The 17,899-nt window shown below is 58.7% G+C and carries 7 protein-coding genes; 4 read left to right on the top strand and 3 right to left on the bottom strand.

Translation table 11 applies throughout. From position 1 onward, the window contains the following. The first annotated feature begins 427 nt into the window (after positions 1-427). From NA78x_RS15560 to NA78x_RS15575, 4 genes are all read left to right on the top strand, one after another. A complete protein-coding gene (locus tag NA78x_RS15560; RefSeq protein ID WP_425619371.1) occupies positions 428-1,885 on the top strand; it encodes an FAD-binding oxidoreductase in 1,458 nt (485 codons plus the stop codon). Between the two features lie 43 nt (positions 1,886-1,928). Next, positions 1,929-3,167, top strand: a complete 1,239-nt coding sequence (locus NA78x_RS15565; protein WP_425619372.1) for an FAD-binding oxidoreductase — start codon at positions 1,929-1,931, stop codon at positions 3,165-3,167. Positions 3,168-3,238: 71 nt separating this feature from the next. Continuing rightward, the gene (locus tag NA78x_RS15570) at positions 3,239-4,636 is read left to right on the top strand and encodes a (Fe-S)-binding protein (RefSeq protein WP_425619373.1); all 1,398 of its coding nucleotides are present in this window, start codon (positions 3,239-3,241) and stop codon (positions 4,634-4,636) included. 417 nt (positions 4,637-5,053) lie between these two features. After that, complete coding sequence (locus NA78x_RS15575) at positions 5,054-12,430, top strand: beta strand repeat-containing protein (RefSeq protein ID WP_425619374.1); 7,377 nt, start codon at positions 5,054-5,056, stop codon at positions 12,428-12,430. Between the two features lie 194 nt (positions 12,431-12,624). Here the strand turns inward: NA78x_RS15575 and NA78x_RS15580 are convergent, their stop codons facing one another. The 3 genes from NA78x_RS15580 to NA78x_RS15590 form a co-directional block, all read right to left on the bottom strand. Continuing rightward, entirely contained in the window at positions 12,625-14,454 is a 1,830-nt protein-coding gene (locus NA78x_RS15580; protein ID WP_425619375.1) for a 30S ribosomal protein S1, read from the bottom strand. Positions 14,455-14,729: 275 nt separating this feature from the next. After that, positions 14,730-15,335 (bottom strand): nicotinate-nucleotide adenylyltransferase, encoded by a 606-nt coding sequence (nadD, locus tag NA78x_RS15585; RefSeq protein ID WP_425619376.1) that lies wholly within the window; start codon positions 15,333-15,335, stop codon positions 14,730-14,732. Positions 15,336-15,386: 51 nt separating this feature from the next. Continuing rightward, positions 15,387-17,750, bottom strand: coding sequence for a VWA domain-containing protein (locus tag NA78x_RS15590; protein ID WP_425619377.1), 2,364 nt, complete (start codon positions 17,748-17,750; stop codon positions 15,387-15,389). Between the last annotated feature and the right edge of the window lie 149 nt (positions 17,751-17,899).

A 17,899-nucleotide genomic window follows, 5' to 3' on the forward strand; every position in this document is an offset into this window, starting at 1 on the left:
AAATAGATTCGGGCCGTGGGACGGCGAATTTGACCTCTCTACTGGCCCCCAGATTCAGAGCAACCGAAATGCTGCCTGGGTGTTTGACAAAGAATCACGCTTCGAGCAGATTTCAGTTCCTGGCGTTGACCAGCCAATTTATGGCGACCAACTGGTCGCCCGAAGCAGGACAATGAGGCGTTCGAGAGTCGCTCAAAAGTGGTGCTCAAAATGGTTATCACCGTTTCGTCAAAAATTGCGAATTGATTCGCCTAAGTGAAGTGCCGGCAAGCGGTTGGGGCAAATGGTTGTCACGAAATAACTGCTGAAAAAGTTATCAAAAATGGTTATCAGAGGCGGCGGCGAACTAAGCTAAGGCTGGGTACAGAACGCGGCATGATGCATTACAAATAGAATCGGTGCAGTTTCAAGAAACTCCGGAATCGTTATGGCCACGCTTGCCGCTCCCTCCACTCAAATTCTGACGCGCCTTGCGGACGACCTTCGTCGCGCGATTGGGAGCGAGAACGTGCTGACGGCGCGCTCCGATCTACTCGTGTACGAGTGCGATGGGTTCGTGATCGAAAAGAACAGTCCGGACATCGTTGTCTTCCCGCGAAGCACGGCTGACGTGGTGAAGATCGTTGAGTGCTGCAATCGGGGCGACGTGCCGTTCGTACCGCGCGGCGCGGGAACGAGCCTGGCGGGTGGCTGCTTGCCGATTGGCGGCGGCGTGATGATCGTCCTCACGCGGCTGAAGAGCATTCTCGAAATCAACTATCGCGATCGTTACGCTCTCGTCGAACCGGGCGTCGTGAATGTACACCTGACGAACGCGCTCAAGGGATCGGGTTATCACTATGCCCCAGATCCCTCCAGCCAAGGGGCCTGCACGATTGGCGGCAATGTTGCCACGAACAGCGGCGGCCCTCACACGCTCAAGTACGGTGTCACGGTCAATCATGTGCTGGGAATCGAAGCGGTAATGGCCGATGGCTCGGTGATTCAAGTCGGTGGGCCTGCGGAAGATCCGCTCGGGCTCGATCTGGTCGGCGCGATGGTCGGCAGTGAGGGGACACTCGGCATTGTGACGAAAGTCTGGGTGCGCCTTACCCGCAATCCGCAAGGCTGGCGCACCATGCTTGCCATCTTCGAAAGTTGCGACGACGCGACGCAAGCGATCAGCGAGATCATTGGCGCCGGGATTGTGCCTGCCGCGCTCGAAATGATGGATCAAGGCATTCTGGTGGCTATCGAAGCGGCTTTCAGCTTTGGCTTTCCGCTCGATGCCCAGGCAATCCTGCTGATTGAGGTCGATGGCCTCGAAGCGGGGCTCGATGAGCAGCGAGATCAGATTGTCGAGTTGTGTAAGAAGAGCAAGGCCCGCGAAGTTCGGCTGGCGAAGGATGAAAAAGAACGTCTGAAATTGTGGAAGTGCCGCAAGCAGGCCTTCGGCGCGATTGGCCGCCTGAGCCCCAGCTATTGCACGCAGGATGGAGTTGTTCCGCGCACGCAGTTGCCTCACATTCAGCGGAAGATCACCGAAATTAGCGCGAAATACGAGATCAAAATCGTCAACGTCTTTCATGCGGGCGATGGCAACATTCACCCGATTCTGCTGTTCGATGAACGTGATCCAGCGCAAGTGGAGCGAGTCTTGCTGGCCAGCAATGAGATTCTGGACGCCTGCCTTGCTTGTGGCGGCAGTGTCACGGGCGAACATGGCATTGGCGTCGAGAAAATTCACTTCATGGAGAAGATGTTTTCGCCCGACGATTTGCAAGCGATGGACAACTTACGGCAGGCGTTTAACCCTCGCGGCAAGTTGAGTCCGATGAAAATGCTGCCGACGGCTGGTGGCTGTGGCATGGAACAGAAACACCCGGGCCGGCGCGCGGCGCTTTAGAATTACCAAACTCGATAACGTCCTTGCCTGAAAGCTCTTCCGCGTGCCACTTCCCAGCGACATCCTGCCGTTGCAACAAACGCTTGAACCAGCAACCGCTGCTGATGTAGTGAGCACCGTGCAGCAAGCGCGCGAGACCAAGACGCCGCTCTACCCCATCGGTGGCGGCACCAGTCAGCACTTTGGCCTGCGGACAAAAACTCCAGGCTGGGGGATTTCACTCAGCAAGCTCAATCAAGTCGTCGATTACCCGGCGCGGGATATGACCATCACGCTCGGTGCGGGTGTGACGCTCGAGCAACTTCGGCAGTCACTCGCCGCTGAAGGTCAACGCTTGCCGGTCGATGTCCCACAAGCCGATCGGGCTACGATCGGCGGTGTGATTGCCACCAACTGGAATGGTCCGCGGCGGTATGGTCAGGGGCCCTTGCGAGACTTCGTCATTGGCATCGAAGCCGTTGATGGCAACGGCTTGCTCTTTCACGGCGGCGGCCGCGTGGTGAAGAATGTCGCCGGCTACGACTTTTGCAAGCTGCTTACAGGCTCGCTCGGGACACTGGGCATCATTACGCAAGTCACGCTCAAAGTTCGACCAATTCCCGAACGCTCCGCTTGGCTCGCTTGCCACGTGGCGACTGCGGAGCAGGCCGAAGCGATGCTCGCCGCGCTTCAGCAATCGGCAATTACTCCCGCCGCAGTGGAATTACTCGCTGGTCCTGCGTGGCGAGCTTCCGCGGCACTGGCGGAGCTAAAGATCAGCGACCAAGGCTTCGCGCTGCTCGTGCTCGTCGAAGGGACAGCCGCCGAAGTGCTCTGGATGAAAGATCACCTGCGGCGTGAATGGCGCGATGCGGGAATCGTCAATCCACTAATGGAAGACGGCCTGGCGGAACCTTGGCCGCAAGTGCTGGAATTTTCGGCCGATATCGATAGCCCGCTGACGGTGCAAGCGAGCGTGAAACCAAGCGGCGTGTTGCCTTTCGTCGCTGCTTGCCGTCGGCGAGATCCGAACTGCAGCGTGCTGGCTCACGCCGGCAATGGAACCGTGTTTGTCCGCTTCGCGGCGTTTCCGGAAAAAGGCCTGGGTCAATTATTGCTAGGCGATTTGCAACCCGTTGCCTCCGCACACCAGGGGCATGTAGTAGTATTGAATGCGCCGCCCGGCGCAGAAGCCACGCATCAAAGCTATTGGGGAGGCGAAGCTCCGCTGGCCTTGATGACCGCGGTCAAACGCCGCTTCGATCCGCTCGATCTACTGAATCGTGGTCGTTTCGTGTACTAGCTGGAGTTCCGGCTTTAGCCGGCCTTTTTAGAAAACGAACAGCAGCCGGCTAAAGCCGGAACTCCAACCCCATGACTTCAATCCCTGCGAATCCGCCGCCCACCATCACCGATGCAGCCATCGCGCGCACCAAGCCGCTGTTGCAACTCGGCGGGGCTGCGCCGTTGGAACCGCACGCACGCCCGGGCACGAACATCGACTACGAACTGTTTCTCGACTGCGTGCATTGCGGACTGTGTACCGCATCGTGCCCGACGTATGTCGAAACCGGCAATGAAAACGACAGCCCGCGCGGCCGCATCTATTTGATGCGGGCGGTCACGGATGGTCGCCTCGAACTGAATCAAAATGTTCGCCGTCATTTGGAACTTTGCCTCGATTGTCGCGGCTGCGAAACGGCGTGTCCCTCGGGCGTGCAATACGGAAAGCTGATCGAGCCCTTCCGCGTTTCGATGGAACAAGCCGACGCGAAGCAACGTGGCGGCAGCAAGACAGACGACTGGTTTCATCGCTACATCTTGTTCGGCCTGTTTCCGTACCCCGAGCGGCTGCAAGCGTCGCTGGCTCCCGCCCGCATCGCGCAGTGGCTGGGTCTCGACAAACTGCTCATCAATACCGGCCTTTGGCGGCTGCTTCCTTCACGGCTAGGGCGCCTAGCGACGATGCTGCCGAAGCTTGAAAAGCCGCTGCCACAGCTGCCGACCTTCTTTGCGGCAACAGGCCGCCGACGCGCACGCGTAGCACTCTTCACCGGCTGTGTGGGCGACGTGATGTTTCGCCAGACGAATTGGGCCACGGCTCGCGTGCTGCAAGCCAATGGCTGCGATGTGGTGGTGCCGCGCGAGCAAGCCTGCTGCGGGGCGATTCACTTGCACGCCGGCAGCAGTGACCCTGCCAAGGACTTTGCCAACCAGAACATCGCTGCCTTCGATCCGAGCAGCGTCGATGCGATCATTGTGAACGTCGCGGGCTGCGGTTCGATGCTCAAGGACTATGGTCATCATTGGCATGACGACCAGCAACACGAGCGTGCCGCCTTCGCCGCCAAAGTGCGCGACTGCAGCGAGTTCCTCGATGATCTCGGTCTCGTCACGCCGCCCGGTGAAGTGCGCGTGACAGCCACTTATCATGATGCGTGTCACTTGGCTCACGCGCAAAAGGTGCGCGAGCAGCCTCGCAATTTGCTGAAGCGAATTCGCGGTTTGAAACTGGTGGAACTACCGGAGTCGGATCTTTGCTGCGGCGCAGCAGGAACCTACAACCTGACCGAACCCGAAATGGCCGAGAAGCTTGGCCGGCGCAAGCTCGAGAACATTCGCAAAACGGGCGCGCGTGTGGTGATCACTTCCAACGCCGGTTGTCTGCTGCAGATCGCCCGCGAAGCGCGCATGCAGGGCGAGGTTCTCAAAATCATGCATCCCATGGATGTGCTCGACCTGAGCTATCGCAAAGAAAAGTTGGAGTTCTAAACACCAACGCGCTCGGATTTTTCGCGTCTCACTTGCCGTGGTTGTTCAATATTTTGAACACTTTCCTGCGCTGACAGCAGGGACTCTTTACACATCGCGGCAAAATGTCGCGAGGCCAAAGATTCCGGGCTGAATAGCCCCGCAAATCGATGGGATTTAAGGACCGGCTCGTTATACTCGCTGTAACGGGTATTCCTTGCGCTGCCGGCCATGATTCGCGGCTGCGCGGGTACTTCTTGCTGTCTGAGATTCAACGGCTCGGACTAGTGGACCATCCTTTCTCCATCTGAAACCTCTCCCATGCTCAACCGCTCCCTTCGGTCGTTGTGGTCTCGTTTTCTTGGCAAGAAGCAAGGGGCTCTTGGGCGCCAAAAAAGAAATCGACGGTCGTTCTTCGAGCCGTTAGAAGGTCGCCAGTTGCTGGCCTCATTCACTTGGCTGGGGACCGCGAGCACGGACTGGGCCAATCAAGCCAACTGGGATATTGGCGATGCCTCGCCCGGCGATGATGGTGTACCGGGCGCTGCCGACAGCGCTTTGATCAACGATGTCGCCAACGATCCGCTGTTGGATTCAGCGCGCTCGCTCGGTGCGCTCACCGGCACCGGCATCATCGACCTGGGCGCGAACACTCTGACCGTTGGCGCGCTCAATACTTCGACCGCGTTCAACGGCACGATATCCGGTACGGGTGGCATTACCAAAGTGGGGACCAATGTCTTCACGCTCGGTGGCGCGGCAGCCAATACCTATTCCGGTCTGACCACAGTGAGCGGAGGTCGGTTGAATCTGGCAAAAACATCCGGTAACGCGATTGGTGGCGACCTCACCATCACCAGTGCCTTGGTCTCGATGACTGGCAGCCACCAGATTGCCGACACATCGAACGTCGTGATGAGCGGCTCCGGGAGTGTTTTTAATGGCACTGGGATTAATAGCGGGCATGTAGCTGGCTACACAGAAACTTTGGGCAGCGTTACGGTGACCGGCGGCACGTTTCAGACTGGACCCAGCGCCAATCTCACCGTTACGGGGGCTGGTAGTTTTACTGGTGGAGTTGGGAACACAATCTTCCTGGGTAACAGTGGTGCCCGGATTTCGTTTGGCACTTTGAACCTGACGGGGATGACAGCGACGGCAGGCGGAACGGTATCAACGGCCAACAGCTTCACCATGTATGGAGCCAACAGCAGCACGCAGGGCACGGTAACCGTGGGTGCGGGTGGCTTGAATCTGAACGGCAGCTTCTTCAATTTGCGGCAAGGCGGAGCAGGAAACCTCGGTTCTCGATTGGTTCTCAATGGCGACGTCACCACCTCCGGAACAGCACCTTCGTCGATTATCGTGGACTCGGCCGGCGGAACGAACGGTAGTCGGGATATTCTGCTGAGCAATATCGCTGGAGCCTTTACCCGAACCGTGACGGTGGGCGCCGGTGGAGCCGACCTGAGTATCAATGTTCCGATCACCAACGGCAGCGCAACTACCGCCTCGCTTACGAAGGCTGGGCTGGGAACTCTCAACCTTGGTGCGGCGAGTTCCTATAACGGCACCACGACCGTCAGTACGGGTATCCTGCGCATCAATGTCGCGGACGCACTCCCTACGGCAACCGCACTAACGCTCGGCAACGTCGCAAATCTCAATACCGCCACGTTCGACCTGAATGGCTTCAATCAAACTCTGGGCGGCCTGTCCTCTGTCGGAACGATGCCCATCACCGTGACGAATACTGGTGCGATGGCGACTCTGACGGTCAACAACGCTGCGGGCAACACGACTTATGCCGGCGCAATCACAGGCGCGTTGAATTTGGCCAAGACCTCTGCTGGGCAACTCACACTCACAGGCGCGACGGCGAATACCTACACCGGAACGACGACCGTGTCGGCAGGTACGCTGACGCTGAGCAGAGCGGCGCTCGCGATTCCCGGCGACCTCGATATTAGCAATGCCGGCAAGGTGACCATTACGACAAACAATCAAATTGCTGACACTTCTGCCGTGACGATGAGTGGCGCTGGCAGTGTCTTTAATGGCACCGCTCCCAACGTCGGGGTGGGCACGGTTACCGATACTATTGGCAGTCTGAACGTCACGGGTGGTACGTTTAATGCCGGGCTCGGCGCGTGGACAATTACTGGCGCCGGCAGCTTCACCGGTGGAGCAGGGAACACCATCTATGTTGGCAATAGTGGCTCGAATGTCAGCTTTGGCAGTCTTAGTCTGACGGCAATGAATGCGACTGCCGGTGGAACGGTTGGAACGAGCAATAGCTTCACAGTCTACGGAAATAGCACATTCGTTCGCACTTCCCTCACGGTCGGCGCGGGTGGCCTGTTATTGGATGGTAGCACGCTCAATCTGCGCCGTGGTGGTGCATCGGCCCTAGGTAGTCGGCTGATTCTCAATGGCAATGTAACGACCGTCGGTTTGGCGGCATCGTCCATTGCAGAGGACACTGCTGGAGGCACAACCGGCCTGATCGGAATCGAACTAAGCAGCACGGCCGCGCCTGCGACGCGCACCTTCACGTTGGGGCAAAATCTCTCCATCGGCGTTCCAATCGTCAATGGACAGGCTGCTCCCGGCTCGATAATCCAGGCGGGCCCCGCCGCTCTGACGCTCTCTGCCGCCAACACCTACACCGGCACGACGGCCGTCGACAATGGTCAACTCACGATTGCCACTGGTGGCAATTTGGCCGGCACTTCTGGCATTACGGTGGGTAGTGTTGGAAATACAGCCGTCTTGTTGGTTACTTCCGCTGCTTCGCTCAGCCTTGGTGCAGGCAACGTCTCCCTCGGCAATGGCGGAACGGGCACATTGCAGCAAACAACCACAAGTGGAATCGCGACCATCGGCGGAGGCATTTTGGACTCCGGCGTTTCGGCGCTGAATATCGATACCGGCAGTCTCGTTGTCACCAATGGTCTCTCCGTCGACTCACTCCGCGTGGGCGTGGCCACCACTGCAGGTGCTGCGGCGACGGGTACCTTGACGGTCAATGGCGGCGCGGTCGTTGCGGGCAGCAACGGTGCGGAGATGTACATCGGACGCAGAACCATCGCCAGTTCCACTGCGACCACTTCCTCGGGTACCGTCGACTTCTCCAATGCAGCCAGTGTGTCTTTGCTGGCTAGCAATCTGCTCCTTGGACAATACGTACCTACTGCCCAGGGAAATGTAACTGGCGACAATACGCGCGGATCGCTCCTCCTTTCGACTAGCGGCATCAATACAATCGCCGCGAACACCATCACCGTCGGCGTTTCCACGGACGCCGGCCCAGGGAATGCCGCCAACCTCGGCACCGAAGCTGCCAATGGAAATCGAATCGTGCTGGGCAATGCCCTCAACAACATCAATGCCGATACGCTATCTGTGGGCAGTTTGAAATCGAGCGGCTTGATTCGGTTCGCGGGAATCGGCGGCACTTTGAATCTCGCTGGTAGCACGGGCGCCACCACTTCGTTGTTGGTCGGCAACAATCTCGCACAAAATACGGGGATCGTTACGTCTGGCGTCGTCAATCTGACCGGTGGAACATTCAACGGCACACTCTCGAACGTAATCCTCGGCCGTCATGGTGGCGGTAACGGCTCGGGCTCGGGCTCACTCACGATGGACGCCGGCTTGGTCACCGCTACCAGCATCACCCTGGGAACTCCCCATGCCCTGGCTGCAACGGCCTCGGCTACACCAGCCAACACGTCCGGCACAATAACCTTGAATGGTGGGACGTTGTCCGTCGCGGGCACGATTCAAAACAGTGTTGGTACCAGAACGACTTCGGGAACTGCCAACATTAACCTCTTCGGCGGCACTCTTCAGTTCGTCACGCTCAATCGTGTCGCTTCTGCTCCCTTCAATTTCAACTTCAACAGCGGACGCATTCAGAACGTCGCTGGGCAGAACTTGACCGATAACAACGTCACTATCAACTTACTCACTGCCGCAACGCACACGTTCGAGATCGATGGCGGTCAGGTTGGCACCATCACTTCGACGGCAACCATCGCCGGCGTGGGGGCATTGACCAAAGCTGGTACTGGCACGCTAACGCTAAGTGGTCTCAATACGTACACCGGCGCGACGAATGTCAACGCGGGTGTGTTGGCGGTGAATAATGGCGTGGGGACGGGAGCGATTCTGGATACTGCTGGGCCGGTGAATGTGGCGTTGGGAGCGACGCTGCAGTTGTTGGCGAATGAGACGGTGTCGAGTTATGTGGGTGCTGGTGATCCGGGGGTGGGGACGAATGATTCGTTGCTGGCGTTGGGTGCGAATACGCTGACGACGGTGGGGGATGCGACGATCGCGAATGTGAGTACGGCGGCAGGTGGTGGGATCGTGGCGGGTGGGGCGATCATTGATGGGGACGATGATGTGAACATCACAGGCCCGAATGTGTTCTTGCGAGCGGCGACGGGCATCGGTGCGGGGAGCACACTCGAGACGTCGGTGAGCGCGATTCAGCTGTTCAATACGACGAGCGGCGAGATCAATGTGCTGAATAGCGTGGGCGGTCTGCTTACGGTTAGCGATCTTCGCACGCTGGGCTTTGGTGCTCGCAACGACGGCGGTGCAACGACCGTCGTCAACAGCAGTCCGCTGACGATCGCTGCGAACAGCATCTCCGTGGGCAACGTCACCTTCACCGCCACCGACGACAACGACGCGCCGCTGCTCGATGATGATCTGACGATCAATGGCGGCGTGACGGTGGGTTCGACGACGGCGAATGTGTTCTTGAATGCGGGTGACGATGCGCTCATCAACGGCAACGTGAGCGCGGCGCTGCAAGTAACGATTGGTGTGGATGTCGGTGATGCGGAACTGCCGGCAGGTACCGATGCGACGACTGGTGGTGTGCTCACCATTGCCAATGCCGCGGTGATTACGACACCGCTGGCGGGCGTTGGTGGTGGCACGTATCTGAATGGCAATGACGACCACGATACGTTTAACTTGGCACCGCAGAGCACGACGGAGTTCTTCATGAATGGGAATCTGCCGGTGGGAACGTCGCCGGGTGATACGTTGAATTTGGACATCAGCGCGGCGGTGAATCCGCTGTTGACGCTTGGCGGCATCGGCGCGGGGACGTGGACGTTTGGTGCACCGCTGCGACAGGTGGTGTACACGAGCATCGAAGATGTGAACGCCAACGCCGCGTATCACCTGGCGCTCGATGCGAACAACACGCCGTTCGGCAACACGAATGTCGACGATCATCTCACCTTGTCACGCAGCGGAGCCGACTTCGTGCTGTCGCGCACCGGCGATGCGATCGCGCCGGACGACAACGACGTCGGCATCGTGTTTCAAGGCGATTTCGCGACGATTCTCTCGTTCACCTACCTCGGCAGCAACGATCGCGACTTCCTCACGATCAACGACCTCGGTGGGCTCGTGAACTTCAGCGGACTCGCTCCAGGAGCCGGCGACAACACGAACCTCGCAGGGCAGGCCGAGTTCTTCTTCGATGGCGGCGGCAACAACGACACGCTCATCTTCGCCCTCACCGGTCCGAGCGCGTCGCAGACGTATGCCTTCGGCACGAACAGCGGCAGCACGCCGAGCAACACGGGTGAAGTGCTGAGCAGCAGCAACGCCGTCGATCTGCAAACTTACTTCGCGAACGTCGAACTCGTGCAGCGCACGGGCGCGGGTGCGACTCCGGGCGCGCTCACCGTGCTCGGCAGCGATGTGGCGGATGCGCTGAGCATCGCCGCGAATCTTGCTGATACGCGCGTCAGCATGGGGGTTGGCTACACGCCGTTCGACTTCAGCGGCGACAATTTTACATCGCTGAATGTGAACGCTCTCGCCGGTGCCGACTCGCTGAATCTTGTCAGCTTGGGTAGCGGTCAGACAAACGATCCGGCGATCAACTTGCACGGCCAAGGCCTGTTCGCCGATGACGGCGCGGTCGATACGCTGCGAGTGCAGAGCACCAGCGGTAACACGGGCGTGGTGACACTGCGTGGCGGTCTTGGCGGCGACTTGTTCCAGCTGTTCGATGCGGCTCCGACGGTCGACTTCATCGCCGGTCCGGTCGTGGTCGACGGCAGCGGCGGCGACATGACGTTCGCCGTCGATCGCCTCGAGATCAACGACAGTGGCGACCTCACGGGTGACACCGTGGCGCTGAACGCACTCAACGGCACTGATCCGGATTACGTCCTCACCGGTCTCAACGCGAGCGGTGTCACCTTCCGCAACATCGACAACCTCGATTACACCGGCACCAGCGACGCGGACAACATCAACTCGCAGTTGACGCCAACGACGACTCCGCACGATCTCGAGGCGGTCATTCTGCGCGGTAACGGCGGCAACGATCAGTTCCGCGTGTTCACCTCCGATCAAATCGGTGGCACCTCGCCGCTGCCAAGTGGCTTGGCCAGCGGTGTGACGAGCGTCTCGCTGTTTGGCGATGCGGGCCTCGATACGTTCGGCGAAACACCGGCGGGGCTCGTCGGCACCGGCGCGATGAACGTCGGTCTCGTGGTGGCACCAACCACGCAGCTGATTCGTCCGAGCACGACCACCGCGATCACGATCAACGGCGGCATTCCCACGAATCCACTCCCCGCTCCGGTCGGCGACATCATCGGCGACACACTCAATCTCGATATCACTTCGATCCCCAACACCGCGCCCGTCGTGGTTGCCGCCGGTTCGTCCGGCGTGCTCAATAGCGCGGGCCAACCGGTCGCTTGGAGCGAAATCGAAGACCTGAATCTCGTCGACCAAGGCAAGCTGACCAACGTGCAAGTCGGCGACTTGTTCGCTCGCACGACCGCTGCGAACGACTTGATTCAGTTCAGCCGCAACAATACGGTGGCACAGCCTCACCGCGTGCGTCTGCGGATCAACAGCACGTTCGGCGATTACAACGTGAGCAACAAGACGATCGTCTACGCTGGTGACGGCGCCGACTATGTCACGCAGGCGAACCTCACGGTCTCTGCGGAGTTCTACGGCGAAGGGGGCAACGATCTGCTGTATGGTGCGACCAACAACGACTGGCTGGTCGGCGGTCTCGACAACGACAGCGTGAATGGCGGCAACGGCGACAATGTGCTGTGGGGCGATAACGCTCCGGCATCGACCGATGTGGTTCCACCGCAGGATTCGCCCGTGGGCGGCAACGACACGCTCAGTGGCGGCACCGGCAACGACGTGATTTACGGCGGCGGCGGCAACGATCGTCTCGGCGGCTTCGACAGCAACGATTATCTGCACGGCGGCTTCGGCGATGACATCGCCGACGGCGGCTTCGGCGACGATCGCGTCTACGGCGGTGCGGGGAACGATCAGCTGGCCGGCTATCTCGGCAACGACTTGCTGGTGGGTGAAGCGGGCAACGACATTCTCAATGGCGGCAGCGGCAACGATGTGCTGATCGGTGGCACCGGTGAAGACAACATGAGCGGTGAATTTGGCAACGACCTGCTCATCACGGGCAGCGTCGCCAACGAACACAGCACCTGGACTTCGGTCGCCAGTGTGGGACCGTTCAGCGCGGCCACTTACTCGAATGCCACCGATAACGACGCCGCCCTGCTCGCGCTGCTGAACATCTGGGGCACCTCCAACCTTCGCACCGGCCTCGCCACCATCACGCACGATGGTGTCGACGACGACGTCTACGGCAAGCTCGGCGACGACGACTTCTGTTGGGAAGCCGCCGACGTCGCCGACCAAGGCCCCACCGCTCTCTCACCCCCCGACTTCCAAGTCCCCGGCAACGGCACCGACGAACGCTTCGGACCTACGATGTAGAACCGCAGTTCTGAGTTCGGGAGTTCAGAGTTCTGAGACAAGAGCCTCGGAACGCAGAGGTTGGAAGTCAGAGAGATCAGAGGCCAGAAAAAGCAAAATGCCGGTGCGAAGTGCTTTGCGCGGCGCAAAAAACAACTCCGCGGATTGTGACCGCGGAGCTGAGAGATTTCATCGATTAGAGCAACCAGCAACCACTAGGTCTTGCCAGCGTCCCCTTCGGTCTTGTCGGCGGCCATGGTCGGGCTGATCAGCGGACCGCTGCCACCCAAACCACCCTTCAGCTCGCCGCCCTTGCCCTTCTTCTTGCCTTGATCGGGCGAGGCAGCGCCTTCGGCGGCGGCAGCTTCGACGTTGTCGTCTTCGGACCAATCGACGCGCTTACGGCTGAGGCCGATCTTACGCTCGTCGATATCGACCCGCAGAATCTTGACGTCGATCTTGTCGCCAACCTTCACCACTTCTTCCGGATTCTCTACCTTATGATCGGCGAGTTCCGAGATGTGGAGTAGGCCTTCGAGGCCGTCTTCCAGGCCGACGAACACACCAAAGTTGGTGATCTTCGTCACGGTTCCGCTTACCACTTGGTTCGCGGAGTACTTGCCTGGGATGTCACGGGCCCATGGATCTTCGTCAAGCTGCTTGAGACCCAGAGCGATACGGCGACGTTCCTGATCGACCGACAGAATCTTGCACTTCACAACCTGGCCCTTTTCCAGCATTTCGCTGGGGTGACCAATCTTGCGGGTCCAAGACATATCGGAGACGTGCAACAAGCCGTCGATCCCTTCTTCGAGTTCGACAAACGCACCGTAGTTGGTGAGATTGCGAACCTTGCCTTCGACGAGGCTGTCGACAGGATATTTTTCCGCGACCTTGGTCCACGGATTCTCCTGCGTCTGCTTCATGCCGAGGGAAAGCTGTTGGCCTTCCTTGTCGACGCCGAGGATCACCACATTGATCTCGTCGCTGATGTTGACGAGTTCACTGGGGTGATTGACGCGGCGGGTCCAGCTCATTTCGCTGATGTGAACGAGGCCTTCGATGCCTGGCTCGAGTTTGACGAATGCACCGTAGCTCATCACGTTGACGACCGAACCCTTGTGGCTGCTGCCGACAGGGTACTTTTCGGCAACATTGGTCCAAGGGTTATGGCCCTTCTGCTTCAGACCGAGCGCGATTTTTTGCTTTTCGCGGTCGATGTGGAGCACCATCACTTCGACCTCTTGGTCGATGGCCACCATTTCGCTCGGGTGACCGATACGGTCCCAGCTCATGTCGGTGATGTGCAACAGGCCGTCGATGCCGCCCAGGTCGACGAACGCACCGAACTCGGCGATGTTCTTGACGACACCCTTGCGGACCTGACCGACCTCCAATTCCTTCAGCAGCGATTCGCGAGCTTCTTGGCGCTGACGTTCGATCAGAGAGCGGCGGCTGACGACGATGTTCTTGCGAGCTTCGTCGATCTTGAGCACTTCGCACTGCACCGTGCGGTTGATGTAATCGCCGATATCGGCCGGGCGACGAATGTCGACCTGGCTGGCGGGCAGGAACACGTTGACGCCACTGACGTCGACGAGCAAACCACCCTTGATCTTGCGAGTGACCAAGCCGGTGACAACGTCGCCTTCCTTGATCTTCTTGAGAATATCGAGCCATTGGTCCATCTTGCGAGCTTTACGCTTGCTGATGCGGACCATGCCACCGTCTTCGGGCGTGGCGTTCTCGTCTTCGAGATCTTCGATCAGCACGCGGACCAGATCGCCCACCTGCGGCGGTGGATCTTCGGCATCCCATTCGTCGAGCGGAATCGAGCCTTCGCTCTTAAAGCCGATGTCGACCAGAACCATTCCGTCGCCGACGCGGAGGATGCGTCCTTCGACGATCTTGTTGACGTCAAAATCCCCGCCCCCCTCGCCGGGCTCCATACCACCGAAATCATCGAATCCAGCAACTGCCAGATCGTACATCGAGGTAATGTCGGGGTCATTCTCCAGGGATCGAATCAAACTGCGATTAACCATAAGACCAGTTCGTGCTTACCTTCCTCTCGTCACCTTCTGTCTCACTTGAGGTCCCTTGCTCGAGCCGAATGGCTGTCAACTTGGGAAGCGAGCGAAAATGGAGAGGCCTTGAGGCCTGCCAGCTGCCGTTGCGAACCACTCGGCGCGCAATATCTCCGGCAAATAGCGAATCGGGCAAACTACCATATTGATCGCCCACCCACAAGACAAACTGGAGAGAGTTTGGGGGTTGTAAGTGTAGCCCTGGCAATACCGGAAGTACGCGGGCACGAAGACTAGCGATACAGAGATTGCGCTCGGATGTATTCTTCCACCGCGCGGGGCGTGCGGTAGCGAAGGCTTTGGCCAGTTGCCGCCCGCTGGCGAAGGTCGGTGCTGCTGAACTCGATAATGGGCATCTCGAGGCGAAGGGAAGAGAGTTCCAAGAGCCTCGCTGGCGATAGCAGATGGGCCAGACTGGTGAAATCGGGATCGGGAGCACCTGCGCGACGAGATACCACTGGCGTAGCCAGTTCGCAGATCCGTCCGGGTTCTCGCCAAGTGAGCAAATCTTTGAGCGAGTCAGCACCCATCAATAGGAATAGTTCAGCACCGGGCATTTGATCGCGGATGGCTTGCAGCGTTTCGACCGTGTAGCTGACGCCGCCACGATCGATCTCGATGGTCGAAAGGCGGAAGGATTCATTGCCGGCAATGGCCAGTTCCAGCATTTCGATCCGCTGGCGGGCATTCGTGGCGTGGCGATCTTGCTTGTGCGGAGCCACGGCAGCCGGGACAAACCAGACTTGATCCAGGGCGAGTTGCTCGCGGGCGGACTCGGCAAGCAGTAAGTGCCCGTTATGAATGGGATCGAACGATCCGCCGAAAATGCCAATCTTCATCAATGGTTCTCAACGCACGCAACGGCGGGCGCGAAGAGCCAACCGCCAAGACTACATTTTCGGAACTGGAATAACCGCAGTACCTGGTGGCACCGTTTTGTAGGGTCCGTGATACTCTTCGATCAAGTGTACGCCAAACCCCCGCTTGAGTTCATATTCTGCCCGAGCAGCCCAAGGTGTGCCAGGATGGTCTGTCATCACCGCGTTGAACATGGCCGTTGCCCGTTCGATGTACGGCTCCACAACCTTACCTGTGATGATCTGCTTCCGGGTGTGGATGTCCCAGCCTGTGTGAGTCAGATTTGGTGGCTTGGTCGGCGGTACGAACCGAGGATTTTTGGCAAACTCTAACAGATAGGCGCGATATTCAAACATCCGCGCCTGATAGGCGATAACCTGAGCGTAGATCAAATCGTAGTTAGCCTGCCAACGAGGTGAGGACTCATGCCGGCGGAACTTCTCCAACCGCTGCATTTCGACTTCGACCCGAGAGAGGTACTCGCCATAGATAGTGGCCTTGGCACACTCAATGTTGATCTGCTTGAACAGGTTCGGCAGATCGGGAGAAAACTCTACCCGCATCTCGATGATCTTGGCAGCCTCGGGATTGTAGGGATTCAAGTCGTAGATGACTTTTGTTAGCGAGCGACGCAACTCCGAATCTTCGATGTCCTTGCCAACTTCCATCCGGGTGCGGATATCGGGCAGGTACATGCGCATGGCTTCCAGTTCGTAACGCCGCTTTTCGCCGCGAACGAGTGCACTTTCCAAGCTGGGAAGCATGAAGAAAATGCCTCCCGATTCGTGACTCATGCGAGTCTGTTCGTAGGGGCCAAAGCCGCTGTTGTGGGCATCGTAGCGGCGGCGGAAACCGTCCGTCTGCAGTTGTTCGACAAAGGCTGTTTCCGGACCGCGGTCGATGCGGATCCAGTGGTGATGGCCGGTTTGCGGGTGAATCCAACGAATGTGAGCGTAGGGATATCCAAAAATGGCTTCCCGACCGATCACATAAATCTTGCAAGCAGCCGCCTTGGCTTCAGCCACGGCTCGTTCGAGGTTCGATTGATTGTCTTGTTGTTCACCGCTCTCATCGGTGCACAGGATCAAACACATTTGACGATTGGTCTTCTGTGCATAAGCCCGATGCGTGCCGATAGCCTGGGTGACCGCCGAGCACATCATTTCTTTGCCCGAAGGGTCGTTGGGAACTTCGTCGATGCAAGCCTTAATTTCGTACCAGTCGGAAGTGGGCTTACGCGTGTGCTGGATGTATCCTTCGCCGTAGCTGACAACGGCTGTCTCCAGAGCCTCACGGTTCGACTTGCTGACGAGACCAAGCTGCTTGTAGACATGCTCGATCCGGTCGCGAATTTCCTTCTGGTCGTCCTTCATGCTTTCGGACTGATCGAAGGCCCATACAACCAGCACGGGACCTTTCTCCAGCATCCACAGAATCTCTTGCGTGATGCGGTCCAAGGCTTCGTTGTAGTCATCGACGACCGCGCGAGCGTCACCGACCTGGCCATCGGGAGCCTGCACGATGAGTTGCCGGCTCGACGGAGTGTCGATAAAGAGGCCTTCCACCGTCACATCGTCCGCTTTGACCATTTGCTCGAGCAGAGCCTTATCCAAAGGCTCGACCTGCTGTGCACCGGCTACAGGGCCCGAAGCACCGATTGCCTCGCTCACATCCATCGAAGAACTAAACGACGTGTTCGTTTGCTCGGTGACCTCGGTGAGTTGCTTCTCCAACTCCACCGTAAGCTCTTCCTTCTTTTCAGGTTCTTCTACTGCCGAGGCCACGATCTCGTGCAGTTTGCGGACGACCACTGGGTCCGTTACCCACATCGCCATGATCATCAGGCCGATGAGATGCACCACCATCGAAACAGTCATCGAGGAAGAATTGCGGATCAGTCGTCGCACTCCGAATCCACTGCCACCATGCTCGGCGATTTCTTCCAACAACTCTTCTGGTGATGGTTCGGCCTTCGGTGACGGCTTGGCCGCTGGCGCAGCTGGGCGAGTGACCGGAGGTGCCACAGCGACGGGAGACTTTACCGGCGGCGAAACAGATGCCGTTGGAGCTTTGACTGGCGGAGTGGGTGCGGCCTGCGGAGGTCCGCTAAGGACGGTTGCCAATGGCGTTGGGGCGACAGGCGATGCCGCTACCGCAGGCGAACGGACGGATGGTGCCGGCTTGGGTGGAGCGACAGAAGTTGGCCGCGAGGGAATTTCCTCGAACTGGTCAACCTCTTCAAACTCTTCGAAGTCTTGCACTTCTTCGACGGGAGCAGAGTTGCCCGGCGATGACTTAGCCGGCTTCGGGCTGCCGCCAAGGGAAGGGACCGCAGGCGTGAACGGCGGAAACATCGCCGATTCGTGGCTACTATCCGAAAGGCTCGAGTCTGACACCGCGTGGCTCCTCACCGCAGGAACGACGGCCCTTAGCACCAATTCACCGGTGTTGATTATAGCCGTCCTTTTGAGGAAGACTCCATCGTATTTTCTCGATTCGTCCTCAGAAATCAGAACTATTGCAGTTCGCCAGAAAAACACGGAGC

It is taken from the genome of Anatilimnocola aquadivae, from assembly GCF_049819085.1.
In the GTDB taxonomy this organism is placed as follows: domain Bacteria; phylum Planctomycetota; class Planctomycetia; order Pirellulales; family Pirellulaceae; genus Anatilimnocola.

What these genes read in the sequence shown, in the direction of transcription:
- nadD (WP_425619376.1), bottom strand. Translation starts at nt 15,335, where the DNA reads ATGAAGATTGGCATTTTCGGCGGATCGTTCGATCCCATTCATAACGGG.
- NA78x_RS15560 (WP_425619371.1), top strand. Translation starts at nt 428, where the DNA reads ATGGCCACGCTTGCCGCTCCCTCCACTCAAATTCTGACGCGCCTTGCG.
- NA78x_RS15580 (WP_425619375.1), bottom strand. Translation starts at nt 14,454, where the DNA reads ATGGTTAATCGCAGTTTGATTCGATCCCTGGAGAATGACCCCGACATT.
- NA78x_RS15570 (WP_425619373.1), top strand. Translation starts at nt 3,239, where the DNA reads ATGACTTCAATCCCTGCGAATCCGCCGCCCACCATCACCGATGCAGCC.